21 protein-coding genes, 1 tRNA gene and 1 pseudogene are annotated in these 23,415 nt (G+C 38.6%); 12 read left to right on the forward strand and 11 right to left on the reverse strand.

Features of this window, described 5'->3' with window-relative positions; genetic code table 11:
- Nucleotides 1–3: 3 nt before the first annotated feature.
- From U5B17_RS08740 to U5B17_RS08770, 7 genes are all read right to left on the reverse strand, one after another.
- Complete coding sequence (locus tag U5B17_RS08740) at nucleotides 4–1,419, reverse strand: alanine/glycine:cation symporter family protein (RefSeq protein WP_430804966.1); 1,416 nt, start codon at nucleotides 1,417–1,419, stop codon at nucleotides 4–6.
- Between the two features lie 261 nt (nucleotides 1,420–1,680).
- Complete coding sequence (thyX, locus tag U5B17_RS08745; RefSeq protein ID WP_430804967.1) at nucleotides 1,681–2,298, reverse strand: FAD-dependent thymidylate synthase; 618 nt, start codon at nucleotides 2,296–2,298, stop codon at nucleotides 1,681–1,683.
- 68 nt (nucleotides 2,299–2,366) lie between these two features.
- Nucleotides 2,367–2,693, reverse strand: coding sequence for a hypothetical protein (locus tag U5B17_RS08750; RefSeq protein WP_430804968.1), 327 nt, complete (start codon nucleotides 2,691–2,693; stop codon nucleotides 2,367–2,369).
- Nucleotides 2,693–3,358: a response regulator transcription factor gene (locus U5B17_RS08755; RefSeq protein WP_430804969.1), complete on the reverse strand. Its 666-nt coding sequence runs from the start codon at nucleotides 3,356–3,358 to the stop codon at nucleotides 2,693–2,695. The genes U5B17_RS08750 and U5B17_RS08755 overlap by 1 nt, the downstream gene beginning before the upstream one ends.
- Before the next feature lies 1 nt (nucleotide 3,359).
- Nucleotides 3,360–4,040: a cytochrome c3 family protein gene (locus U5B17_RS08760; protein WP_430804970.1), complete on the reverse strand. Its 681-nt coding sequence runs from the start codon at nucleotides 4,038–4,040 to the stop codon at nucleotides 3,360–3,362.
- Nucleotides 4,037–4,468 (reverse strand): cytochrome c3 family protein, encoded by a 432-nt coding sequence (locus U5B17_RS08765; RefSeq protein WP_430804971.1) that lies wholly within the window; start codon nucleotides 4,466–4,468, stop codon nucleotides 4,037–4,039. Before U5B17_RS08765 ends, U5B17_RS08760 begins: the two co-directional genes overlap by 4 nt.
- Before the next feature lie 65 nt (nucleotides 4,469–4,533).
- Nucleotides 4,534–6,078: a flavocytochrome c gene (locus U5B17_RS08770; protein WP_430804972.1), complete on the reverse strand. Its 1,545-nt coding sequence runs from the start codon at nucleotides 6,076–6,078 to the stop codon at nucleotides 4,534–4,536.
- Nucleotides 6,079–6,383: 305 nt separating this feature from the next.
- Here U5B17_RS08770 and U5B17_RS08775 point away from each other — a divergent pair.
- Nucleotides 6,384–6,459, forward strand: a tRNA-Val gene (locus tag U5B17_RS08775).
- A 694-nt stretch (nucleotides 6,460–7,153) separates the two neighbouring features.
- Here the strand turns inward: U5B17_RS08775 and U5B17_RS08780 are convergent.
- On the reverse strand, nucleotides 7,154–8,500 hold the full coding sequence (locus U5B17_RS08780) for an ATP-binding protein (protein WP_430804973.1): 1,347 nt from the start codon (nucleotides 8,498–8,500) through the stop codon (nucleotides 7,154–7,156).
- Between the two features lie 360 nt (nucleotides 8,501–8,860).
- Here U5B17_RS08780 and U5B17_RS08785 point away from each other — a divergent pair, with 360 nt between their 5' ends.
- Both U5B17_RS08785 and U5B17_RS08790 read left to right on the forward strand, forming a co-directional pair.
- Nucleotides 8,861–9,583 (forward strand): 4Fe-4S dicluster domain-containing protein, encoded by a 723-nt coding sequence (locus U5B17_RS08785; RefSeq protein ID WP_430804974.1) that lies wholly within the window; start codon nucleotides 8,861–8,863, stop codon nucleotides 9,581–9,583.
- Between the two features lie 9 nt (nucleotides 9,584–9,592).
- Nucleotides 9,593–12,574: a molybdopterin-dependent oxidoreductase gene (locus U5B17_RS08790; protein WP_430804975.1), complete on the forward strand. Its 2,982-nt coding sequence runs from the start codon at nucleotides 9,593–9,595 to the stop codon at nucleotides 12,572–12,574.
- Nucleotides 12,575–12,603: 29 nt separating this feature from the next.
- Here the strand turns inward: U5B17_RS08790 and U5B17_RS08795 are convergent, their stop codons facing one another.
- Nucleotides 12,604–13,125, reverse strand: coding sequence for a type II secretion system protein (locus tag U5B17_RS08795; protein WP_430804976.1), 522 nt, complete (start codon nucleotides 13,123–13,125; stop codon nucleotides 12,604–12,606).
- Between the two features lie 304 nt (nucleotides 13,126–13,429).
- On the opposite strand from U5B17_RS08795, the gene U5B17_RS08800 reads away from it, so the two are divergent.
- From U5B17_RS08800 to U5B17_RS08840, 9 genes and pseudogenes are all read left to right on the forward strand, one after another.
- The gene (locus tag U5B17_RS08800) at nucleotides 13,430–14,143 is read left to right on the forward strand and encodes a TorD/DmsD family molecular chaperone (protein ID WP_430804977.1); all 714 of its coding nucleotides are present in this window, start codon (nucleotides 13,430–13,432) and stop codon (nucleotides 14,141–14,143) included.
- Between the two features lie 260 nt (nucleotides 14,144–14,403).
- Nucleotides 14,404–14,610: a Tat pathway signal protein gene (locus tag U5B17_RS08805; RefSeq protein ID WP_230057440.1), complete on the forward strand. Its 207-nt coding sequence runs from the start codon at nucleotides 14,404–14,406 to the stop codon at nucleotides 14,608–14,610.
- 103 nt (nucleotides 14,611–14,713) lie between these two features.
- Nucleotides 14,714–14,860 (forward strand): annotated as a pseudogene (locus U5B17_RS08810) (hypothetical protein); the annotation flags it as partial.
- 108 nt (nucleotides 14,861–14,968) lie between these two features.
- On the forward strand, nucleotides 14,969–17,608 hold the full coding sequence (locus U5B17_RS08815) for a formate dehydrogenase subunit alpha (protein ID WP_430804986.1): 2,640 nt from the start codon (nucleotides 14,969–14,971) through the stop codon (nucleotides 17,606–17,608).
- Nucleotides 17,608–18,168, forward strand: coding sequence for a formate dehydrogenase FDH3 subunit beta (fdh3B, locus tag U5B17_RS08820; RefSeq protein WP_430804978.1), 561 nt, complete (start codon nucleotides 17,608–17,610; stop codon nucleotides 18,166–18,168). The genes U5B17_RS08815 and fdh3B overlap by 1 nt, the downstream gene beginning before the upstream one ends.
- Nucleotides 18,169–18,344: 176 nt before the next feature.
- Nucleotides 18,345–20,147 (forward strand): translational GTPase TypA, encoded by a 1,803-nt coding sequence (typA, locus tag U5B17_RS08825; RefSeq protein WP_430804979.1) that lies wholly within the window; start codon nucleotides 18,345–18,347, stop codon nucleotides 20,145–20,147.
- A gap of 39 nt (nucleotides 20,148–20,186) precedes the next feature.
- Nucleotides 20,187–20,876 (forward strand): MOSC domain-containing protein, encoded by a 690-nt coding sequence (locus U5B17_RS08830; RefSeq protein WP_430804980.1) that lies wholly within the window; start codon nucleotides 20,187–20,189, stop codon nucleotides 20,874–20,876.
- Nucleotides 20,877–20,931: 55 nt separating this feature from the next.
- Entirely contained in the window at nucleotides 20,932–21,198 is a 267-nt protein-coding gene (locus U5B17_RS08835; protein ID WP_430804981.1) for a heavy-metal-associated domain-containing protein, read from the forward strand.
- Nucleotides 21,199–21,734: 536 nt separating this feature from the next.
- Nucleotides 21,735–22,364 (forward strand): NAD(P)H-dependent oxidoreductase, encoded by a 630-nt coding sequence (locus U5B17_RS08840; protein ID WP_430804982.1) that lies wholly within the window; start codon nucleotides 21,735–21,737, stop codon nucleotides 22,362–22,364.
- A gap of 111 nt (nucleotides 22,365–22,475) precedes the next feature.
- On the opposite strand, the gene U5B17_RS08845 is transcribed toward U5B17_RS08840, so the two are convergent.
- Together U5B17_RS08845 and U5B17_RS08850 are read right to left on the reverse strand one after the other, a co-directional pair.
- Nucleotides 22,476–22,754 carry an alpha/beta fold hydrolase gene (locus U5B17_RS08845; RefSeq protein ID WP_430804983.1) on the reverse strand — a complete coding sequence of 93 codons (279 nt, stop codon included), beginning with the start codon at nucleotides 22,752–22,754 and terminating at the stop codon, nucleotides 22,476–22,478.
- Nucleotides 22,755–22,781: 27 nt separating this feature from the next.
- A complete protein-coding gene (locus U5B17_RS08850) occupies nucleotides 22,782–23,177 on the reverse strand; it encodes an alpha/beta fold hydrolase (protein WP_430804984.1) in 396 nt (131 codons plus the stop codon).
- Nucleotides 23,178–23,415: the final 238 nt, after the last annotated feature.

Consider the following 23,415-nt stretch of genomic DNA (forward strand, 5'->3'; position numbering starts at 1 on the left):
AAATCACTTGATATAGTCGCGCTGATCGTACCTTTTGCCCTCGTTATGATCGCTAAGCAGCTTTACTACAACTGGACTTAGTATAAGTATCGCGATAAGATTTGGTAAAACCATCAATCCATTAAAAAGATCAGCTAGCTCCCAAACGAGATCTATCTTTGAAAGACTGCCTAAAAATACAAACAAAACTACTAAAATTTGTAAGAATTTTATGCCTTTTTTCCCAAATAAATAGCGGATATTTACTTCAGCAAAATAGTACCACCCAACAATGGTTGTAAATGCAAAAAAGAAAAGGCAAACTGCCACAAATGAGTATCCAAAACTACCCAATATATGGGTAGAAAACGCCTCTTGCACGAGTTGTATGCCTTTAAAAACTGGCTCAAATTTTCCAGCCGAAACCTCTTTAAAAGCGACTACGCCAGAGCTTAAAATAACTAAAACAGTGATATTTAAAACAATAAAAGTATCCACAAAAACGCTCATTATCCCAAGTACAGCTTGATCGACTGGGTGTTTTACTTTTGCGGCTGCATGTGCGTGTGGGGTTGAACCCATACCAGCTTCATTTGAAAAAAGACCCCTTGCTATGCCGTAGCGCATCGCCGCTGCCATTGTAGCACCAGTAGCACCTCCCCATGCTGCGGCTGGGTTAAAGGCTGCTTCGATGATAAGTGAAAATATTACCGGAATTCGCTCTAAGTTATAGCATATAATTATAAAACCTATTATCACATAAAGGATTGCCATAGTAGGGACTATCTTTTCTGCTATACGAGCGATAGACTTTATCCCACCGATAAATACAACAGCACAGATAAGTGCTAGTACGGCACCAGTTGCCCATTTTGGTATATTAAATGCTGAAAAAAAGCCGTCTGAAATGGAATTTGCTTGAACCATATTCCCCATACAGCCAAGAGCTACGATGATGGCACAAGCAAAAAATATGGCTAAAATTTTTCCTATCTTGCCACCTATGCCTTTTGAGATATAAAAGGCTGGACCGCCTATAATGTGGTTGCTATCATCTTTTGTTTTATAAATTTGAGCTAGACAGATTTCGGCAAAATTTGTTGCCATGCCAAAAAATGCCGCTATCCACATCCAAAATATAGCGCCAGGCCCACCCATGACTAAGGCTGTGCTAGCTCCAACTAAATTTCCCGTCCCAACTTGAGCTGCTATTGCTGTTGCTACAGCTTGAAACGAGCTCATACCGTGTTCGCCAGCCTTTTCGCCATGAAGTGAGAAATTTCCAAAAAGCCTATGAAGCCCCATCTTAAACTTAAAAATCTGAACAAATTTTAGTTTTATAGTGAAGTAAAGCCCAGTTCCACAAAGTAGGGCAATAAGAAAATAAGGTCCCCAAATAAACGAATTTAGCAGCCTCACAAGCTCTGTGAATTTTTCCATATAAGATCCTAATTGAAAGTTTAAGATTTTATTATACTTTGCAAAGTTTAATTTTGCATAAAAACTAATAAATTTTTATAAATTTTATGTAGTATTGCTCTAAAATACATCTTTTTTGTGTATTTTAAAAGTATTAAAAATTTATAAATTTATCTGATTTTAAAAATACCTGCTTTAAAATCAGATAAATTTTACACTTAAGTGAAATATATTTTTGTTTATTAAAATAGCGGATTAGCCATATTTGACAATCCGCTAAAACTATCCTTGCATACACTCTTTAAATATAAATTTATGCTCGCTTGGAAGTGCGTCATAAAGGGTGTTTGCTAGGTTTCGTATCTCCCAAAGGGCTGACTTGCTAGAGCGAAGTGCAAGAAAGTTTTGCAAGCTTCTAGCATTTACACTCCATGTAAGCTCTGTTTTGTAGCACTCTGGAAGGCAGTATTTAACAATGTCAAGGCTAGTTGTTGTGGCACTTAGAATTTTGCGTAAATTTTCAAGCGCTGTAATGCTTGCATTATCGACCATTTCGTTTCCTGTTAGCACAATATAAGAACTTGCTCTATCAAACTCATCATATTTAAACTCAGCTTCATTTTTTAACTCTTTTAATGTGTAGCGAGTCGATTTAACGCTTAGACTTGCGATACGGTGGCGTGCTAGCTCTTGAAGCAGGGCGCGCGAAATTCCTTGAATATAGAAGTTGTAATAAAGGTGCTCAAGTGTGCTTGCATGCTTATTTTTGTTACCAACGCGGTCAATTAGCTCAAGGTCTTTCTCGCCACCATTATCCCCTCGTTCAAAGCTTTGCCAGCATGTGCGTATCGCATGAGAGCAAACATTTAGCGGAGTGAAATTTAGTAGAGTTATATTCATTTTTAGCCTTTTAGTTTTTGCTCTATTTTAGCCTTTAAAGGCTTTGTAAGTGATAAAAACTTGCAAAATTATAAAGATGAGCGCTTAAATGCTTCCAAAATTTCCCATGCTCCACTTCGCGAGAGGTCTATCTCGAGTACTTTTTCGCCATTTTTATAAGCATGCAAATAGTAGCTTTTATTTCCATTTAGGACTCGAATTTTTGCTACCACAAGAAAGCTAGGGTCTAAATTTAGTAAGTTTGCTATAGTTTTGGTTTGTAAGTTTTTATCTGTTACTACAAATGCATAAGAGCGGACACCATTTGTATGGTCAAACTGCTTGGCTCTTATAAACTCAAAATCACTTGCAAAAAGGCTAAGTGTGATAAAAAATAGAGAAAAAAGAAATTTCATCACCTATCCCTAACTATATAATCTATGCGGTATCCAACCCCGCGCACAGTTTTTATGATGTCTATTGGCAGTTTGGCACGAAGCTCTCTTACAAGCGAACGCAAGCGGTCTTGTGAGACATTTTCGCCGTGATAGATAAAGTACTCAAGCTCGCTAAAAGTAACAACATGCGGAGAGTTTTTGCCTAGTGATTCAAGTAGCATCGCCTCTTTTTTACCAAGGTAAATTTTTTCTTGATCGTATGTGATTAAAAGTGTGCTTCTGTCAAAAACTAGACCATTTTCAAACTCAAAACGCGTTCCTAAAAGGGATTTTGTTAGTTTGAAAAAATGAAAAATGATCTCATCTGGCAAGAAAGGCTTAACTATAAAGCCATCAACCCTAGCGTAATAAATTTTCTTAAAAACCTCTGGGCGTCGCTCATCTAGGATAAGCATGATAGGGGTAAAATTTTCATTATCTCGTATGAATTTCACTAAATTTAGGTTTATGTTTTTTGACTTTAGTTCAAAAACATAAAGGTCGTATCTGCTACCAGCGTCAAAATCAGCCATAATCTCGCGCTCATTTTGAAACTCAACTATGCGAAAGTTAAAACGGTAAAGTATAGTTTTTAGACTTACTGCTAGCTCAAAATCATCGCTAAATAGCAAGATACGCTTCATCTTAGTGTCCAGACTTTTTGTTTGTGTTTTTTCCCAAATACTCCATCTCCTCCTTACTAAGCTCATAATCTTTACCAAAGAATTCCTGCTTAGCCTTTATCCTTTCACCCATCATCTTATTCTCATAGATTTTTAGAGTTGGTTTATAGTATTCAAGATAGTTTCTCATCTGGCCACCATGTCCTGTTGTTGTATGACAGCTTACACACTTTATCTCTTTATCAGTGTTTAATAGCTTTGTATAGTGAGCATGCATCTTTTTAGCCTGTTGTGATGAAGCTGTTGTTGTAAGTATATCTGTATGACAGCTCATACAACCATTATCAAAGACATAGCTCTCTTTGTTTTTGCGATTTTTATGCCAGTCAATACTATTAGGATCTCCAAAAAAGTGAATATAGCCTTCAACTATGCCATTTTTTGCCTTTGTTAAGACATACTTTGCAAGATTATCATGCGGTATATGACAATCAACACACTTTGCCTTTGTGCCAGTAGCTCCCTTACCACTATGAACATCATGTTGATAGCTCATAACCATAGGATCCATCTCATGACAAACTACACAAAATTTATCCCCACTTGTCTTATCAAGTGCATAATGAACAGGAAGCACAACTAAAAATCCTATAATGCCACTTACTAATATAATAGCAGCTAATACTTTTTTAGAAATTTTCATGGTGTTACTCCCATCCATTGTGGAATCTCATGTTCATGACACTCTGTACACATATTGGTTGATTGTTTATGTTCAAAGTGACACTCATCGCAATATAGTGTAGGACCATCATGCACTGAGTTGTGTGGATTTGCCTTTAGTGTATCCATAAATTTTAATCTTTGTGCCATAAATGCTTTTGATTTATGACAGCTTAGACAGCCTTTATCTCCTATGGCTTTAAACTTACTAGGATCATCACCTTGTCCTTCGTGACAATCTATACAATCAAATGCCAAATGCTCATGGTGTGGTTTTATCTTATGCTTTTGCCTAAGTTCATCGGATACTACTATTGTCTTAACAGTAGTGCTGTTTATATCAGCAGCAGCAAATAAATATATAGAGAAAAAGCACATAAGTATAGCTGTTAGTTTTAGCTTTTTCATTGTTTGCCCTTAAATTTGAATATATTGTTTGTAAGTGCAAGAGCAAAATGCTCTTGCAGTGTAAATTAGATATTTTCGCCAGCTATCATGCCAAATACGATACAATCAGTAATCGCAACCGTTCCTAAACGGCTTGCTCCATGTGTTCCACCTGTAACTTCACCGGCAGCGTAAAGTCCTGGGATAGCTTTGTTAGTTTTTGCCGAGATAACCTCTGCTTTTTCATTGATCTTTAGACCACCCATTGTGTGGTGAGGTTTTGGAGATAGGCGGATGACATAGAATGGTCCAGCCTCATTGATCTCGCTTAGCGCGCTTTCTTGCTTGCCAAACTCATCTTTTTTCGCTCTTACACCTTCGTTGTATTTTTTGACAGTCTCTTTTAACGCGTCAGCTGGTACGCCGTATTTTGATGCGATCTCATCGAGGCTTGCACACTCGCCTACTAACTTACCGCTTGCAAGACCTTTTTGGATGACCTCTTCACTAAGATCTTTAAATGCCATCTTTGTGTCAGCAAATGTTATAGGATACTTGCCCGGCGCTTCGCGTAAAATTTTAAACTCAGCGTCCGCGCGTGTTTTTCTATCTGCAAGCTCGTTCATAAAGCGTTTGCCTGTGCGAACATCGACTGCAATACCATACTTAAATGTGCCTTGCTGAGTTAGGATAGGACCTGTGCCAAAGCCCTTCTCATCTGGGCTAGCCCAAGGACCAAACTGGATCCAGTCTATCTGCACCGGATATGCACCTATCTCAAATGCTTTTAAAAGCGCACCAGCTGTTGCACCTGGGTGGTTTGTCGCATCGACATCATCTGGGATTCTAGGATCTTGCAGCTTTCTAAACGCCTTATCATTACTAAAGCCACCGCTTGCTAGCACGACGCCTTTTTTAGCTTTTAGTATCTTTTTTGTACCGCTTGTATTTTCAAGGTCGTCGCTGTAAAGCTTCGAGTCAAATTTATACTCTTCGCGTATGATGACACCTACAACTCTGTCGCCCTCCATTACAAAATCATCAAATTTTGCTCTTCTTCTAAGCTCGCAGCCATTGTCTTTTAACGCTTCAAATTTTTCTAACATTGGCTGGATGTAGCCAGAACCAGAGTCGTTTGTAGTTAGCATTGAGCGAGCTACGGTGTGACCGCCAAAGTGTGCGCAGTGCTCTTTAAACTGAACGCCGTTTTCAATGAGGAAATTTAGCGCGTCTATACCGCGATCAGCGATAGCGTTTAGTAGCTCTGGGTGGTTTATGCCAAGACCAGCCTTCATACAATCAGCGATGAAAAGCTCTTTGCTATCTTTAATGCCTGTTTTTGCTTGCACTGGGTTAGCGCAAACGCTCATACCGCCACCGTTGATAACAGAGTTGCCGCCGATACGACCCATCTTTTCAAGGATTAAAACCTTGTTGCCTTTTTTAGCTGATGTTAGAGCTGCTGCAAGTCCTGCAAATCCAGAGCCGATGACAATGACATCCCACTCTTCATCAAATTTTACATCCTTTGCATCAACCGCTGAAGCATTTGCATTTACAGCTGATAAAGCTAAAGCACCAGCGCCAACCATACTCATTTTAAGTATTTCGCGTCTTGACAAATTTTTCATTCTGTCTCCTTTAAAAAAGTTGTTAGTGGCATTATATAAAATTTTTTGTGAGAAAAGAATGAGAAATAAAGAAAATATTTTTTTAACATTTTTTTGATAAAATCCCTAAATTTATGGATAAACATAAAATTTACATATAAAATATGATAAAAAAATTTAATTTTTATTATTTTTGTACTATAAAAAAATATTTTTATAATGATATTATGTAGTATATTGTGATTGATTTAAAATTTTTATAAATTTTCAAAATTTTTAAGCTACTTGCAAAGAAAATTTATGTATTATTCAAGTTCTTTTTATTTGGTCCCGTAGCTCAGTTGGTAGAGCACCACCTTGACATGGTGGTGGTCGATGGTTCAAGTCCATTCGGGGCCACCATATTATCTATTTCTCACTATTCTTAAGCCACTAATCACTCAATATAATCACATTTTATGATACACCCATTAAAAAGCTTTTTAAAAAATATGGCTAAAAAGTCTTTGTATTCCAAGTACTTTTGGAGCAATTTTTAAATAGCCGTTATCACATAAACTGCTGTAATATTATTTGTTAAATAATATTAAAATTTGTGTAGATATGTAGTTTATTCTCAAGATTCTCTATAGCTTTAGGGTATAGCAAAAGATGTGAGCAGATATTTGGTAAGATATTAAAAGGCTGGTTGTTTATGAGTGTCTACTTTATTCGTTGTATAAAAACGATTGGTATATAAGAGTTTTATGAGACAGAAAAAAGGCTAGCGATAACAGCATAGATAAAAATGCCAAAAGTACTAAAGATGACGATGTATATTACAGCCATAACAAATAAATCGATAGCGCAAACAAATAAGCAAAAAAGACATCCTATAGTGCTAAATATAGAGCTTATGACTTGCATTTTTGCCCCCTTTTGGCGTGATAGTAAAATTTTAGCATTTTAAACTTTAAAAAGGATTTTAAAAATAAAACAGACTTTAACCTTTCGTGTGAGTCTAAAGAGCCTGTTTTTGCCCTGTATAACTTCTTGAAATATAGCAATTTATCCTTTGAAGTTGCCAGAGCATAAAATTTATTGGCTAAATTTGAAACTATATATTCTCTACCAAAACCACTTCATTGCTCTTAATTTTCTTAAGCTCATCAGTAAAGCCACTTTTGCTAAATAATATATAGTGTTTTACTGCTAGATTGCTATTTAGCCTAGATGCTTTTTGCTTTAGCTGCTCTAAAATATCAACGCCAACCTTTTTATTTGAGTATTTGCACTCAGCAAGTATTATGTAGTCTTTGCCAATGCCTATAGCATCGATTTCAAGATCCTTATCCCAGCATCTGCCACATTTTAGAATTTCGTAGTTTTTTAGCAGATACTCAATGCAAAGTTGCTCATACACAGGCGATATAAAGCCGTTAAAATTCTCAGCTATTTTTTTTCTTACATAATTAGTATTTCCAAGTTCTAACTGGCTTTTGTAAGGCAGGACATAACAAAACCAAAATCGAAAAAAGTTATCTTTTATAAAATAAAGCCCCTTTTTGCTCTTAGCTGGATTATCTTCTAAAATCGGCACCTCTTTATAAATAATGTCTAACTCGGTTAGTTTTGCGATAAAAGATGTGATATTTTGCACATTTTTGCCAAGCCTGCTTGCTATGTTGCCAAGCTTATGCTCGCCATTTGCAATCGCCTCAAGTATAGAAAAATAGGTCACTGGCTCATTGACCTCATTTTGTAAGATAAATTGCGGTTCATTGTAAAGATATGAGTTTGGATTTAGTATATTTGCTTCGATACTGTTTAAAATTTCACCGCTATCACTAAACATTTCAAGATATTTTGGCACGCCATAAAGCACTGCGTAAAGCTCTATAAGTTCATTTTGGCTTTTGTTTGGAAAAAATTCTTTTAAATACTCAAAATTTATCGCCTCAAGCTTGATTTGACTAGTGCGTCTGCCATAAAGCGGTGAAGAATATGAGAGCGTTTGCTCATACATCATTGAAATTATCGAGCCACAAAGGATCAAATGAATACTCTTGTTTTTTAAAATTTCATCGACAATAAGCTGAAACTGTGATGCAATACTCTCATCAAGCTTGCCAAGGTATTGAAATTCATCAATGATAATGACTAGTTTTTGTGAAAAATTTTTTTGCCCTATATACTCAAAAAGTTGCTTGAAATCTCGAAGTTGCAATTCTTTTAAAAAATTGTCATTTAAAAACTCTGCCACTAAAAGCTGAAACCTTTTTAACACAACACCAAAATTTTCAAGCGTTGCCAAAAAATAAATCGCAGGCTTGTCTTTGATAAATTCTTTTATAAGTGTAGTTTTGCCTACACGCCTCCTGCCATATAAGATGGTAAAGGCAAAATTGTTACTTATGTATTCATCGTTTAAGAGTTTTAATTCACTATATCTATTGGCAAACATCTTTTATCTCTTTTTATAGTTTTTGAATTATAATAATATCAAAAATATCTAAAAGAAAGCTTTTATGAAAATTTTCTATAATTAAAATGTATAAAAAATGGTTTTATTAGCTTAAGCTTAATTAATTTGATAGCATGCTATATGCAAATTTCTTGCTTTATTACAAATTTTTAGTTTTTTATTACAAAAAATAGTTCTATTTTTTATCTTTAATATCGATATTTAGGAGCTTTTTAAAAATTTACATTTATTTTACTCTAAATTTATATAATTTCACAAAATAAAATTTTTATATTAGTTTTTATATATAAGAATTAATTTAAAAATGAAAGTAAATATCAAATTTTAAAAGGAGAAAAAATGAACTCAACCTGTAGTTCGCGCCGCTCATTTTTAGCGGTGGCTGGGGCATTTGTCGCTGCGACTGCTTTAAAAGCAGCTCCAAGCAAATTTGCCAAAACCGATGGCGAACGCTACGCAATGGTGATCGATCTCACACGCTGTGTGGGCTGTCAGAGCTGTACGCTAAACTGCTCTATGGAAAACAGCACGCCAGCTGGTGGATTTCGCACGATAGTTAGCGAGTATGAAGCAAGCACAAAGGACGGCAAAAGAGGCTTTATAGCGTCACTTCCACGCCTTTGCAACCACTGCGCAAAACCCGCCTGTATTGATGTTTGCCCAACTGGTGCAAGTCATCAGAGAAGTAATGGCATCGTAAAAATTTTCACCGATGATTGTATCGGCTGTATGCAGTGTGCCGAGGCCTGTCCGTATGGCGCTAGGTATTTAAACGAAGAAATTTTAAAAGTCGATAAATGTACATTTTGCGATCATAGACTTCGCGTGGGACTTCTGCCAAGCTGCGTTGAAACCTGCGTGGGTGGCAGTCGCATTATCGGCGATTTAAATGATGAAAACTCTGCGATTAGAAAATTTTTAGCTACGCACGAAACTATGGTTCTTGATAGTCCGAAAAATACCGAACCACAGGTATTTTGCTACGGCGTTAGTGAAATTTTGGCGATGAACGATGAGGCAAAAGCCGCTCAAAACGGCTATAAAAAAGTAATAAGCTGGTAAGGAGAAAATATGCAAAGACGAAAATTTTTAACCAGTATGGCGGCGGTTTCGGCTCTGCCGTTTGCTTTAAATGCTGATGAGAAAAAAGATGACTATAAAATACAAACTGGTGCAAGGCAGACTGAGTTTAATGTAATAGATGGCAAGGTTGTACTAAACGAAAATCACTCGATAATCTTTTCAATGTGCCACGGTTGCACTACAAAGTGCGGACTAAGACTGCATGTCGATGATGAGAGCGGCAAGGTTTTACGCTGTGTTGGAAACCCATATCATCCGCTTACGACTACGCACTGGACAGACTTTAATACATCTATAAACGACGCACTCATAGCCACAACTAAGCTTGGAGCTGATGAAATTCGCTCTACCGTTTGTGCCAGAGGCGCTGCTCTGCCACAGATGATAGATAGCCCAGCAAGAATTTTAAGTCCTTTAAAAAGAGTTGGCAAAAGAGGCGAGGGTAAGTGGCAAACTATAAGCTTTGAACAGCTAATAGATGAAGTGGTAAATGGTGGAGATCTCTTTGGCGAAGGGCATGTAGATGGTCTAAAAGCTTTAAATTCAGACGATCTGATCGATCCAGAAAATCCAGAATACGGCACAAAACGCAACCAGCTTTTGAGCTTTTATCTTTATGATGGACGCTCTGACATCGTCGATCGCTTCATCAAAAAGTCATTTGGTACGATAAATCACTACTCACATGGTGGAATTTGTGGTGGTGGATTTAGAGCTGGTAGTAAGATCGCTCACAATGCCAAGGGCTTTATGCATACTAAGCCAGATTATGAGCATTCAAAATTTAGCGTATTTTGGGGAACTGCACCAGCAAATGGCGGAAATCCTTTCCAAAAACAAGCAAAAATGGTCGCAACAAACCGCGCTGATAATGATGATTTCGCTTATGCCGTGATCGATCCAACAGCTACAAATGCGGTAAAATTTGCCTCCAAAAACGCACGCTGGATACCGATAAAACCGGGCACAGACACGGCGTTAGCGATGGCAATGATACGATGGATTATAGAGCATAAAAAATACACTGAAAATTATCTAATCCAACCAAATTTAGACCAAGCAAAATTAGCAGGAGAGATCCACTGGTCTAACGCAACTCATCTTGTCATCACCGATAAAACTAATCCAAACTACCGCAAATTCGCCCTTGTTAATGACGAATGGCAAGTCATAAGCCAAAACGGCAAACAACAAAGTTACAAGGTAAATGAACCAGCCAAACTATTTTATAGCGGTAAAATCTCACTTGATGGTAAAAAAGTCTCTGTCAAAAGCTCAATGCAACTTTTAAAAGATGAGGCGTTTAAACATAGTATCGACGAGTATCTAAAAATTTGTGGCGTTAGAAAGGATGACTTTGAGTGGCTATGTGAAAATTTCACCAAAAACGGACGCCAAGTCGTTACAAATGTACATGGCGGTATGATGCACACACAAGCGGCATTTTCGACATTTGCGATACTTAGCTTAAATACATTAATGGGTAACTACGGCTTTAAAGGTGGCACGGCGTTAGCAAGTGCTGGAACGCATGGTTTTTTAAAGGGTAGGTACGACTTAGAAAAATTTGATGGAGCCGCAAAAGTTGGTGGTCTAAATTTATCACGCTCAGGCAAATACTACGAAACAAGCTCAGAGTACAAACGAAAATTAGAAGCTACTGGAAGTGGCTATCCAGCGACTCAGCCGTGGTATCCGATATCAATGCCACTCATCAATGAGACACTAACAAGCCACGCTGTGGGCTATCCGTATAAGGTTAAGGTTTTCATAAACTATATGACAAATGTGCTTTATGGACAGGCTGGGCTTGAAACAGCAGTTTTAGATGTCTTAAAAGATAGTAAAAATTTACCACTTTTTATAGGTATTGATGCCTTTATCAACGAAACCAACGCTTATGCTGACTATCTCGTACCAGATGGCGTAAATCTAGAAAACTGGGGCTTGCCACAAGATTTATGGGGCACGATAGCTAAAACTTCAACGATCCGCTACCCAGCCGTCACCGCAAAACAAGCCAAAACCGCAAACGGTGAGAGCGTTGATGTGGAGAGCTTTTACATCGCAGTTGCTAAGAAAATGGGGCTAAAAGGCTTTGGTAAAGGAGCTTTTAAGGACAAAGATGGAAATTTAATGGATCTTGACACCAAAGAGCAGTATTACGCTGCGGCATTGGCAAATTTAGCCTTTGATGGCGAGCCAGTTTCTGATATTAGTAAAGACGATGCTAGTATCAGCAAGATAGACCGAGTCATGAAAATTTTAAACCCATACTTAAAAGATGATGAAAAACCAAAAGTAGCGCATATCCTAGCAAAGGGCGGTCGCTTTGATACTTACGCAAGTGCTTACAAGGGCGATAAACTTACAAAAGCCGTTCCAGCTCCGACTCCTGCGGCGATTTACTACGAACCACTTGGCGGACATAGACATAGCATTACAGGTGAGTTTATGCCAGGAACGCCAACGCTAATGTTGCCAGTAGCTAGCGACTCTACACCACTTGAAAATTTCTATAAAAAGAGCGAGTGGAGGTACACTCTAAGTACAAGAAAATCAAATTTGCAACATTATTATAGTATAGTTAGCCCGAAACTAAAGGCTATACATCCTCAAAATTTTATCAGAATCGCCCTTGATGTTGCTAAACAAAATGGCATAAAAACTGGCGATAAAGTTAAAGTCACAACTCCGCAAAATGAGCAAACTGGTATCGCTTTTGTAACAGACGCCATAATGAGTGGTAACATAAGCATTGAGCACGGTTTTGGTCATGATGAGTTTGGCGCAAGAGCTCATTATATAGATGGAGTTGAGGTGTTTCGTGTGGCAGGTGCAGAGGATGGCGTCAATCACAACAAACTTGGGCTTATAGATCCGAAGCGAAAGGGCAAATTTAGCCTAAATGACTGGCTCGTAGGCACCTGTGCTAGACAGGCATTGCCAGCAAAAATTTCTAAAGCTTAAAAACAAAGGGCTCGCAGTTTTGCCAGCCCTTAATACTTCACTCCGATACCACTTATGGCTATACCATTAACCTCTTGTGGTGCTGTTTGACCTGCTGGAGTGTACTTAAAATTTGCCTGTGTGAAAGCTTTTACAGTTTCCATTTGTAAAATTTTAGAGCATATTGGCTCACTTGCATTTAAGCCAGGCTGTATTAAAAGAGTGGCAGGCTGACCACCAGCTACTGCACCACTAAGAAAAATTTTAATACACTCTTTGTCCGCTGTTTTTAAAGTTGCTGTCTTTGTATCCAAAGATGTTGCGCTTCTTAAGGCGCTTGTCGTCTCGTTGGTAACTTGGACATTTGTCATCTCTTTAAATGTCGCTGCAAATGTTCCTTGTGATGTATAGTACGCACTAATATCTGCAACCAAAGTAGAAAGATTAGTTGCTGCTTTTGCTACCTCTGCATCATCTCTTGTTATTGTTAGTCTTGGTATCGCAACAGCTGCTAAAATTCCAAGTATAACGATGACAAATATAAGCTCTATCATCGTAAAACCGTGTCTCATATCTATCTTCCTTATTTAATATAATTACATACACTTATGAAAAAAGGTAGTGATTTTATCAAAGATATTCTTAAATTTTGAATAAAAACTGACATCTATGTTATTTTCATATGATTTTAGTGAGATAAAATTTTTACAAATTAAATACACTAGCAAAGTTTGTTTTTAAAAATATATAAAAAGCAGACTTGACACCTGTGTAATTAAGAAAAAATATAGTATTTTAGGATTAAAATTTTATTTTATGATTTATATAAGATAAAATATGCTATTTTTGCATAAAAACTTATTAAGAGGCAAATTTATGAATAAAAATGTAGAAATTTTAAAAGCAAGGTCGTATTATTACGAATTTTTTGCCACACCGCTATTTTTTTATGAAAATGACGAGCGGTTTAAAATTTGGCAAACACAGCTTGAACAGCTCTCACAAAATCCACTAAATGAAGCAAGCCAGCACGCATTTGAGGCACTAAAAAAATTTGATTTTACCACTTTTGCTGATGAGCAAAACTCAGTTTTGTTTGATCTAAGCTATATAAATGTTCCGCTAACTGCGAGCTTTTATGAAGAGGGGCGTGATGAGGGTGCTGCAAGGCTTAGAGTGATTGAAATTTTAAAAAAGAGTTCTTATAGAAGAGATGCTAACAAGTGCTTAAATAGCGAGGACTTTGTTGGTTTTATATTTCTTTTGATGGCTACATTTTTAGCCGATGAGTGCGAGCCAAGTCATGAGCTTGATTTAAGTAGCGAGCTTTTTGAAAGACTTATAAATGGCTTTGTGGATGAGTTTGCATACATGTTAAAAACGCATAAATGTGCGAAATTTTTTGAGTCGTTTGCTACTATATTGCAAAGCTTCATATCGCTTGAGCGTTCGATACTTGCAGTACAAGCTCCTGAAAAAAATACAAGTGAAAAAAGTGTTGCAGAAGTTGCGATGGAGCGAAAACCTTATCAAACCAAGATGCCTACTGTTAAAAGTAAGATGAATTGGGATGAGTTTAGTGCGTTATAAATTCTTATTTTAAGGCCGATTTTAATGATTAGCCTTAAACGCTTTTTAAAATAAAATTTTAATTATTTAATATTAATTTACTTTTCTAAATATTATGCTAAATTTGCATATTGTTAAGATGGCATATCAAGATGCTAAATAAGTTGCCTATTTTAGGGCTTTTTGTTAATTTGAAATTTCAGCGATGCTTATCATACTTGCGCTGATTTGATAAGAAATATGCAAAAATTTCATATTATTTTACAAGAAAGGTTGTTGGGATGAAACAAGACAGACGAGAATTTCTCAAAAAATCCCTCAAAGTTGGAGCCGTAGCTGGTGTAGTAGCCACACCTTTGGCTGCAAAAGTCACTAGCGAGGAGCTAACAGCTGATGGAAATGGCGTTGTAGTCGGAACATCAAACAAAAAAGAGGTGCTCTACCATAAGAGCCTAGCCTGGGAAAAATTCTACAAAGTCGCCTACTAGGTATTTGTAGTAGCTAAATCTCTTATAGGAGAAAATCATGAGTGATGTAAGAGTGGGAAGGCGTTCGTTTCTCAAGCTTGCCGCTGTTGGAGCTGGTAGCACCATGGCGTTTGGCTCAAACGACACCATCAGAAAAGCCACAAATGCGGAGCTAAAAGCCCCATTTGAAGGCTCAAAAAAGGTTCGCACGATATGCTCGATCTGCTCAGCAGGTTGTGGTATCGAAGCAGAGGTAAAAGACGGCGTGTGGATACGCCAAGATATGGCTGTAGATCACCCTATATCTCAGGGCAGTCACTGCTGTAAGGGTATAGATCAGATCGATCTAACCAAGTCAAAGCAGCGTATCAAATACCCGATGAAAATCGTAAATGGTAAATGGCAACGCATTAGCTGGGAGACTGCGGTAAACGAGATCGGCGATAAGATGCTTGAGCTTCGTGCAAAGCATGGTCCTGATTGCGTTGAGTTTTTGGGTTCTGCTAAATTTAGCGATGAGCAAGCATGGTATTTTAGAAAATTTGCGGCATTTTGGGGCACGAATAATATAGACCATGTTGCCCGTATTTGACATAGCGCATCAGTCGCCGGAGCGGCGAATACTTGGGGTTATGGCGCGATGACAAACCACTTTGGAGATATAGCGGCAAATTCAAAAGCCATCATGGTTGTAGGTGCAAACTCAGCAGTTGCAAATCCAGTTGGTGGAATGAAGCACTTTTTACAAGCAAAAGATAGAAATAATGCAAAGCTTATCGTTGTTGATCCTATCTTTACAAAAACAGCAGCAAAGGCTGATCACTTCGTGCGCGTTAGACCGGGCACAGACATAGCGTTTGCTTATGGTATGCTTCATCTTATATTTAAAAATGGCTGGGAAGATAAAGAATTTATCAAAGACCGCACTTATGGCATAGATGAAATTCGCAAAGAGGCTGAAAAATGGACACCGCAAGAGGTTGAAAATGTCACAGGTGTGCCAGCAGATCAGCTTATACAAATAACTAGACTTTTTGCAACAACAAAACCAGCAGCTATCGCATGGTCTTTAGGTCTTACACAGCACTCAATAGGCAGTTCAAATACGAGAATTTTCCCTATCATTCAGCTTGTTCTTGGTAATGCAGGCAAATCAGGCGGCGGCTGTCAAATCATCCGCGGTCACGACAATGTCCAGGGTGCTACTGATATGGGCAACCTTGCTGATAGTTTGCCGACTTACTACGGTCTTAGCGATGCGGCTTGGAAACATTTTTGTAAAGGCTGGGGACAGGATTTTGATGAGTTTGTCAAACGCTTTGCAGTATCAACAAAAGAGCCAAAGCAGGGCAGTGAGCCAGTTAAAGGGACAAAATTTACAGAGTATTTCTACCACGACCCACAAAATCCAGAGGATAGAAACTGGAGAAACGAAAAGGGCTGGAGCTTGTCAAAATGGTGGCAAGGCGTGCTAAAAGAGGAAAAAACTTTTTCAAGTGGTGATTTAAGAGCTGTTTGGGTTCAAGGAACGGGTATAACTTCTATGGCGCACCTAACAAAAATTCAAGAAGCAGTGGCAAAGCTTGATTTGCTTGTTGTGGCTGAGCCATTTGTAAATGAGATAGCCATCCTTGCAGATAGAAAAGAAAATACATACATACTACCTGTGGCGACGCAGTTTGAAAACGAAGGTATCGTAGTGGCTACAAACCGTGCGGCTCAGTGGAGAACAAAGGTTGTTGATCCGCTTTTTGAAAGCAAACCAGACCATGAAGTTATGTTTGAATTTGCTAAAAAATGGGGCTTTTACGAGGAATATACAAAGTCACTTCTGATGGATGATACACTTAAGGTTGTTAAAGATAAATTTGTATGGCCAGATGATGCGACTCGTGAACTAGCTCGTATGGGTCAGTCTATCGGATTGCAAGGCTGGCAGCCAGAGCGCTTAAGAAAGCACCAAGAAAACTGGGCAAATTTTGACCCTGATACGCTTATTGGTATCGGTGGCGATGTTAAGGGTGAGTATTACAGCTTGCCATGGCCTTGCTGGGATAAACAACACCCTGGAACTCCGATACTTTATGATCTAAGCAAGCCTTATACCGAGGGTGGTTGTGGCTTTAGAAATCGCTTTGGGCTTGAGCATAATGGTGTTAGTCAGATAGCTGATGAGAGCATTCAGCTAAAAGGCGCAAAGGTTAAAGGCGGCTACCCACAAATCACAAAGGTAAATATCGAGCAAGTGCTTGGTATCACGCTAACCGAAGAGGAAAAGGCACAAATGGGCGAAAACTGGATGATGGACTATAGTGGTATCATCAACAAAAAGTGTCGCGAGGCCGGAGTTGCGCCGTTTGGTAACGCAAGAGCAAGAGCGCTTGTTTGGGAATTTATCGATCAAATTCCAAAACATAGAGAGCCGCTTCACTCACCACGCTGGGATCTAGTTCAAAAGTACCCAGCTATCGATGATCAGGCTAGAAATTTCCGTGTTGAGAGCAAATTTAAGAGCGAACAGCAAAAGCAAGACTGGAGCAAAGACTTCCCAACTATCATGAGCTCACTTCGTCTTGTAAATTTAAGTGGTGCTGGTATGCTTGAGCGAACAAGCAAATATTTAGCGGCGATCACTCCTGAGATGTTTGCCTATGTTCATCCAGAACTAGCGATGAAATATGGCATCGGCGATAAAGAGATGATGTGGATACACAGCCCACAAGGCACAAAGATAAAAGTAAAGTGCTATCACAACCAAACGGTTACGCCAGATCGCATCTGCTTGCCGTATAACTTCGCTGGCATTATGCAAGGCGTGGATCTTTCAGCCCGCTATCCAGAAGGCACAAAGCCTTATACGATCGGCGAAAGCTCAAACACTATCACAAACTATGGTTTTGACCCTGTGACGCAAATTTCAGAATATAATGCCGGTCTTTGCCGCTTAGAAAAAGCTGATGATATGGGCTTTAAAACTCAGTTCTTTGATGAAATTTTAGGAAGTAAGGAGCTTGCATAATGGCACGGATGAAATTTTATGTTGATAATGACAGATGTATCAGTTGCTTTGGTTGTCAAGTTGCTTGCTCTGGCGCTCATGAAGTTCCAGTAGGAATTTACCGCCGCAAGGTCATCACCCTAAATGACGGCGTTCATGGTAAAGAAATTTCAACAACCATAGCTTGTCAGCACTGCACCGACGCACCTTGTGAGCAAGTTTGCCCAGTGGATTGCTTTTATATCCGCGCTGATGGTATCGTGCTTCATGATAAGAAAAAGTGCATCGGCTGTGGATATTGCCTTTATGCGTGTCCGTTTGGTGCACCGCAGTTCCCAAGAGATGGAGCATTTGGCATAAAAGGCGAGATGGATAAATGCACGATGTGTGCAGGTGGTCCAGAAGAGACTTTCTCAAACGAAGAGCTTCATCTATATGGACAAAACCGTATTGCAGAGGGCAAAGTTCCGATGTGTGCGGCTATTTGTTCTACAAACGCACTTCTTGTTGGCGATGCTACTGAGGTAGCAAATGTCTATCGCAAACGCGTAATGACAAGAAATGCGGCTACGAAACTGTAGTTATTTTAGGGGTGTAAATTCTTTAAAATTTACACCCATTTTTTAAATTTACAATACTTTAAATTCTCATTATAACAAGCATTTTGATTAAAAATTTTTTACTAAGAAAAAATTTAAATAAAAATTTTAGCTTTTTTCGCTATAATCTAGCCCTTAATAAATTTGAGGATAAAATTTTGGAAAATATACGAAATATCGCCGTCATCGCGCATGTCGATCATGGCAAAACGACAATGGTAGATGAGCTTTTAAAACAATCGGGTACTTTTAACGAGCATCAAAGCGTGGGCGAGCGCGTCATGGACAGCAACGACATTGAGCGTGAGCGTGGCATCACAATCCTTTCAAAAAATACAGCGATCCGCTACAAAAATACAAAAATAAACATCATCGACACCCCAGGACACGCCGACTTTGGTGGCGAGGTTGAGCGTGTACTTAAGATGGTCGATGGCGTTTTACTGCTAGTTGATGCACAAGAGGGCGTTATGCCGCAGACAAAATTTGTTGTTAAAAAGGCTCTCTCACTTGGTCTTCGCCCAATTGTAGTTGTCAATAAAATTGACAAGCCAGCAGGCGATCCAGAGCGCGTTATAAACGAAATTTTCGACCTTTTTGTTGCCCTTGATGCAAATGACGAGCAGCTTGAATTTCCAGTGGTTTATGCGGCTGCTAAAAATGGCTATGCTAAGCTAAATTTAGACGATGAAAATGTAAATATGGAGCCGCTTTTTGAAACGATTTTAGCACATGTTCCAGCTCCAAGCGGAAGTAACGAAAACCCACTTCAGCTTCAAGTTTTCACGCTTGACTATGACAACTATGTTGGCAAGATAGGCATAGCTAGAATTTTTAACGGTAAAGTTGCTAAAAATCAAAATGTAATGCTTGCAAAGGCTGACGGCTCAAAAACAACTGGTAGAATTTCAAAGCTCATTGGCTTTATGGGGCTTGAGCGTGCGGATATCAACGAAGCTGGCACTGGCGATATCGTGGCGATCGCTGGCTTTGAAGCACTTGATGTAGGCGATAGTGTGGTTGATCCAGCAAACCCTATGCCACTTGATCCACTTCATATCGAAGAGCCAACTCTAAGCGTAGTTTTTGCCGTAAATGATGGTCCGCTAGCAGGCACTGAAGGCAAGCATGTCACATCAAATAAGATTGATGAGCGCTTGCAAAATGAGATGAAGACAAACATCGCCATGAAGTATGAAAATGTCGGCGAGGGCAAATTTAAGGTAAGCGGTCGTGGGGAGCTTCAAATCACGATACTAGCTGAAAATATGCGCCGCGAGGGATATGAGTTTTTACTCGGTCGTCCAGAGGTTATCGTAAAAGAGATAGATGGTGTAAAATGTGAGCCATACGAGCATCTAGTCATTGACGCGCCAGATGACTGCACGGGAACTGTTATAGAAAAACTTGGAAAAAGAAAGGCAGAGATGACCTCGATGAGTCCTACTGGTGATGGTCAAACTCGTATCGAGTTTGAAATTCCAGCGCGCGGACTTATTGGCTTTAGAAGCCAGTTTCTAACGGACACAAAAGGCGAGGGCGTGATGAATCATAGCTTTTTGGAATTCCGCCCACTTTCAGGTACGGTTGAGCACCGCACAAACGGTGCGCTAGTCTCGATGGAAAACGGTGTGACGCTTGCATATTCGCTTTATAACTTGCAAGATCGTGGCGTACTTTTCCTTGATCCGCAAGCAAAAGTATATGTCGGTATGATCATTGGCGAACACAGCCGCCCAAATGATCTTGATGTAAATCCTATAAAAGGTAAAAACCTAACCAATGTCCGTGCAAGCGGTTCAGATGATGCGATCAAGCTCGTTCCACCACGCAAGCTAAGCCTAGAGCGCGCATTAGAGTGGATAGAAGATGACGAGCTTGTTGAAGTAACCCCTATAAATATCCGTGTTCGTAAGCGTTATCTTGATCCAACTGAGCGAAAAAGAAAGTCAAAAGCATAGTCTAAAAGCTAATTTTAGGCTTTTATGTAAAGGATTAGTGTGGCTAGACTAAAAGCACTTTTGCTCGGAGAGGTAAAAAATTACGGAGATGAAAACTCCAAAAACCCACTAAATAAACCGTGGGTTTCAGCCATTTTTAAAGTCGCACAAGAGGGTGAAATTTTTGCCAACACTCTTGGTTTCGTAGGAGATAATGTGGCTGATACCCTTCATCACGGTGGTGCTGAAAAGGCGATATTTGCAAATTCTTTACAAAATTATAGCGAGTGGGAGAAATTTTTAGGACTTAAAAATTTAGCTTATGGTGCCATGGGTGAAAATTTAACCATTGATGGTTTATGTGAAGATAGCGTTTGCGTAGGCGATATTCACGAGATAGGATCGCTTGTTTTGCAAGTTAGCCAGCCACGAAAACCTTGCTCAAAGCTTTCAAAACGCTGGGACAATCCTGATATGACAGCTTATATCGCTAAAAGTGGCTTGAGCGGTTGGTATTACAGAGTGCTAAACGAGGGCTCATGCAAGGCTGGAGATGAGGTAAAAGTAGTGCAAAAAGACAGTGTGGGGATGAGCATTGCTGAGATAAACAGACTATTTCATCAAACTGATCAAAATTTACACCTATTAAATAAATTTAATCTACTTACTGCTCTTACGCCATCTTTTATAGATGCAATGAAAACAAAACTTAATGGCAGCTATAATGCTGATTTTATGAAAGTTTTATAAGTTAGTAAGCTCTTTTTGTGTATCATTACAACCAAGTTGCGTAAAAGGAGGAAAAATGAAAAAATTCGCACTTTTAGCGATCATGTCTAGCTTTCTTTTTGCTGAACAAATTCATCAGCTAAATATCCCAAATATGGGCTGTGAGCACTGCGTAAAACAGATAGAAAATGCTGTTATTAATATGCCAGGGTATAAGTCGATGAGCTTTGACCTACAGACAAAAGATGTAAATATCACAACCGACAAAAACACGAGCCTATCGCAGGTTATAAAGGCGATAAAAAGCTCAAAAGAGAAGAAATTTAAGGTTGGGATAAAGTAAGTTATTTTATTCCATGGCTAGCATGGGTCGGCAGATCGCTGGCCTTTTAAATTTGTAGTCTAGATAAAGACTGTGATTTTTGTATCTTTAATATTAAGTTTTGTTGATTTTGCGTAGTTGGTTTGACTAAGTTTATGGCTAAACTCTGTTTTGCTACTTTTATTTGGCCTATAAATTCAATCTATTTTTGCAAATTCTTCTTAGTTGCTATCAGTGTTGCTATGCTTGGATTTTTTACCTTTTATAAAAAGACCAGTGTATGTATCCACTATAGATTTTTATTGCCTAAGTGTTTTAAACAAAAAATAATCTACCTAAGTACCTATAAAAGCGCTATCTTAAAAGCAGTGCTTATGCAAATACCAGCAGCCAAGACTAAAAATTTTTTATATTTTCTTTTTTTGATTTTAAAGTATGTATACGCACAAGTATTTGCTTCCTTTTAAAAATTACTTAAAGTTTGTAAATATTTTAGACTAGTTTAACTCTTATACAAAAATAATGAGTATAATGTGTAAAATTTTAAGGAGAGAAAAATGAATTATTTAGAGATTTTAAAATTTCGCCACGCGTGCAAGATGTTTGACGAGAGTAAAAAGATAGGTGCTGGCGAGTTTAACTTCATCCTAGAGGCGGGCAGACTAAGCCCTAGCTCGACAGGGCTTGAGCAGTGGGACTTTTTAGTCGTGCAAAACAAAGAGCTACGCGAGAAGATCCGCGCCCTATCGTGGAACCAAGTACAAATCACATCTTGCTCGCACCTAGTTATAGTTTTAGCTAAAATTTCTGACATAAAAACACATAGCCATTATGTTGCCGATATGATAGCACGCAGACCTGATAAGACGCCTGAAGAAAGAGCTGGCAGAGTGGCTTTTTATCAGGGTTTTTTAAGCTCAAATTTTAAAGATAATGAAGAGCTGATATTTCAGTGGTCGCATGAGCAGTGTATGATAGCAGCGACAAATATGATGAACGCAGCTGCTAGCTTAGGCATTGATAGCTGCCCGATCGAGGGCTTTGATAGAGCGGGGCTAAATGAGCTTTTGGGGTTAAACCCAAGTGATAAGCGCGTCGCCATCGTCGTACCATTTGGCTACAGACTAAACGCTCAGCCACAAAAATATCGCCGCGAGCTTAGCGATGTGGTGAAGTGGATAAACTAAATTTTGGGGCAAGCGCCCCTTGTTTTTACAAAATTTAGCCCTAGATTTTTTTCTAAATATTTAAATGCAAAAATATCTTAGCAGTTTTGCACTTATCTAGTTTATTGAGTCTTAATTATATTGCTTTCGCAAGAGCAAATTTTTAATTAATTTATTTGCAAAAAATGACTTCACTATCGCCCAAACCGCATCAAAATTTTCCAAAAAACACGCGTGTGATGTGTCTGCGATGATAGTGACACTTGCGTTTGGTATGCTCTGATAGGCGTTTATCGCGGTTAAAAGGTGTGAGTTTGGATCGTTTTGCCCGTTGATGATGAGTGTTTTGGCTTGAATGCGAGTAAAAATTTCCTTGCTAATGACAAGCCCATTCCACATATCTTCATACATTTTTAAAAACTCATCATATCGATGTGGCTAAGACATTAGCGATTTTTGTTGAGCGAGAAATTTTGCGTCATAGCTTTGCCACTCGTTTTGGTTAAAAACGAAGCGTTTATTTGTCGCAAGTACCTCTCCAGCACCGATGGTAACGAGCTTTTTGGCGTAGTCTTTAAAATGCACCGCAAAGCTATACGCCGCGTATCCACCATCGCTAAATCCAAGCAAACTAACAGGCTCACTCACATTTTCAGCATTTAAAACTGCCATTATATCATCGGCTCTTTGCCTTAGACTAAATGGCTTGACCCCAATGTCTGAGCGAGCGTGTCCGCGAGTTGAGATGGCGATAACTTTGTGCGTTTTTCTAAGCTCGTATATAAAGCCACCCATCTCTTGCATACTGCCTAGTCCGCCACCGTGCAAAACCACGATGACATCGCCATTGCCGTATGTTTCATAATAAATTTTTACGCCATCGCTTAGAGCAAATTTACCGCCATTGTTTCCGTAGTTTTGACTAAATTTTGGTGAATTTTCATCTTACATGAAGTAACGAAGCTCTGCTAAGAAAGTAAGGCTTAAAAAGAGTGATAAAAAGGCTAAAATTTTCATTGTTTGTCTTTAGATTTTATTATTTAAATTTTAGCATCTATATTGAAAGTTATTG

Source organism: Campylobacter australis (assembly GCF_050586305.1).
In the GTDB taxonomy this organism is placed as follows: Bacteria; Campylobacterota; Campylobacteria; order Campylobacterales; family Campylobacteraceae; genus Campylobacter_A.

Excerpts from the sequence above, each read along its gene's own strand:
- U5B17_RS08740 (WP_430804966.1), bottom strand. The coding sequence starts at position 1,419 with ATGGAAAAATTCACAGAGCTTGTGAGGCTGCTAAATTCGTTTATTTGG.
- thyX (WP_430804967.1), bottom strand. The coding sequence starts at position 2,298 with ATGAATATAACTCTACTAAATTTCACTCCGCTAAATGTTTGCTCTCAT.
- U5B17_RS08750 (WP_430804968.1), bottom strand. The coding sequence starts at position 2,693 with ATGAAATTTCTTTTTTCTCTATTTTTTATCACACTTAGCCTTTTTGCA.
- U5B17_RS08755 (WP_430804969.1), bottom strand. The coding sequence starts at position 3,358 with ATGAAGCGTATCTTGCTATTTAGCGATGATTTTGAGCTAGCAGTAAGT.
- U5B17_RS08760 (WP_430804970.1), bottom strand. The coding sequence starts at position 4,040 with ATGAAAATTTCTAAAAAAGTATTAGCTGCTATTATATTAGTAAGTGGC.
- U5B17_RS08765 (WP_430804971.1), bottom strand. The coding sequence starts at position 4,468 with ATGAAAAAGCTAAAACTAACAGCTATACTTATGTGCTTTTTCTCTATA.
- U5B17_RS08770 (WP_430804972.1), bottom strand. The coding sequence starts at position 6,078 with ATGAAAAATTTGTCAAGACGCGAAATACTTAAAATGAGTATGGTTGGC.
- U5B17_RS08780 (WP_430804973.1), bottom strand. The coding sequence starts at position 8,500 with ATGTTTGCCAATAGATATAGTGAATTAAAACTCTTAAACGATGAATAC.
- U5B17_RS08785 (WP_430804974.1), top strand. The coding sequence starts at position 8,861 with ATGAACTCAACCTGTAGTTCGCGCCGCTCATTTTTAGCGGTGGCTGGG.
- U5B17_RS08790 (WP_430804975.1), top strand. The coding sequence starts at position 9,593 with ATGCAAAGACGAAAATTTTTAACCAGTATGGCGGCGGTTTCGGCTCTG.
- U5B17_RS08795 (WP_430804976.1), bottom strand. The coding sequence starts at position 13,125 with ATGAGACACGGTTTTACGATGATAGAGCTTATATTTGTCATCGTTATA.
- U5B17_RS08800 (WP_430804977.1), top strand. The coding sequence starts at position 13,430 with ATGAATAAAAATGTAGAAATTTTAAAAGCAAGGTCGTATTATTACGAA.
- U5B17_RS08805 (WP_230057440.1), top strand. The coding sequence starts at position 14,404 with ATGAAACAAGACAGACGAGAATTTCTCAAAAAATCCCTCAAAGTTGGA.
- fdh3B (WP_430804978.1), top strand. The coding sequence starts at position 17,608 with ATGGCACGGATGAAATTTTATGTTGATAATGACAGATGTATCAGTTGC.
- U5B17_RS08835 (WP_430804981.1), top strand. The coding sequence starts at position 20,932 with ATGAAAAAATTCGCACTTTTAGCGATCATGTCTAGCTTTCTTTTTGCT.
- U5B17_RS08840 (WP_430804982.1), top strand. The coding sequence starts at position 21,735 with ATGAATTATTTAGAGATTTTAAAATTTCGCCACGCGTGCAAGATGTTT.
- U5B17_RS08845 (WP_430804983.1), bottom strand. The coding sequence starts at position 22,754 with ATGTATGAAGATATGTGGAATGGGCTTGTCATTAGCAAGGAAATTTTT.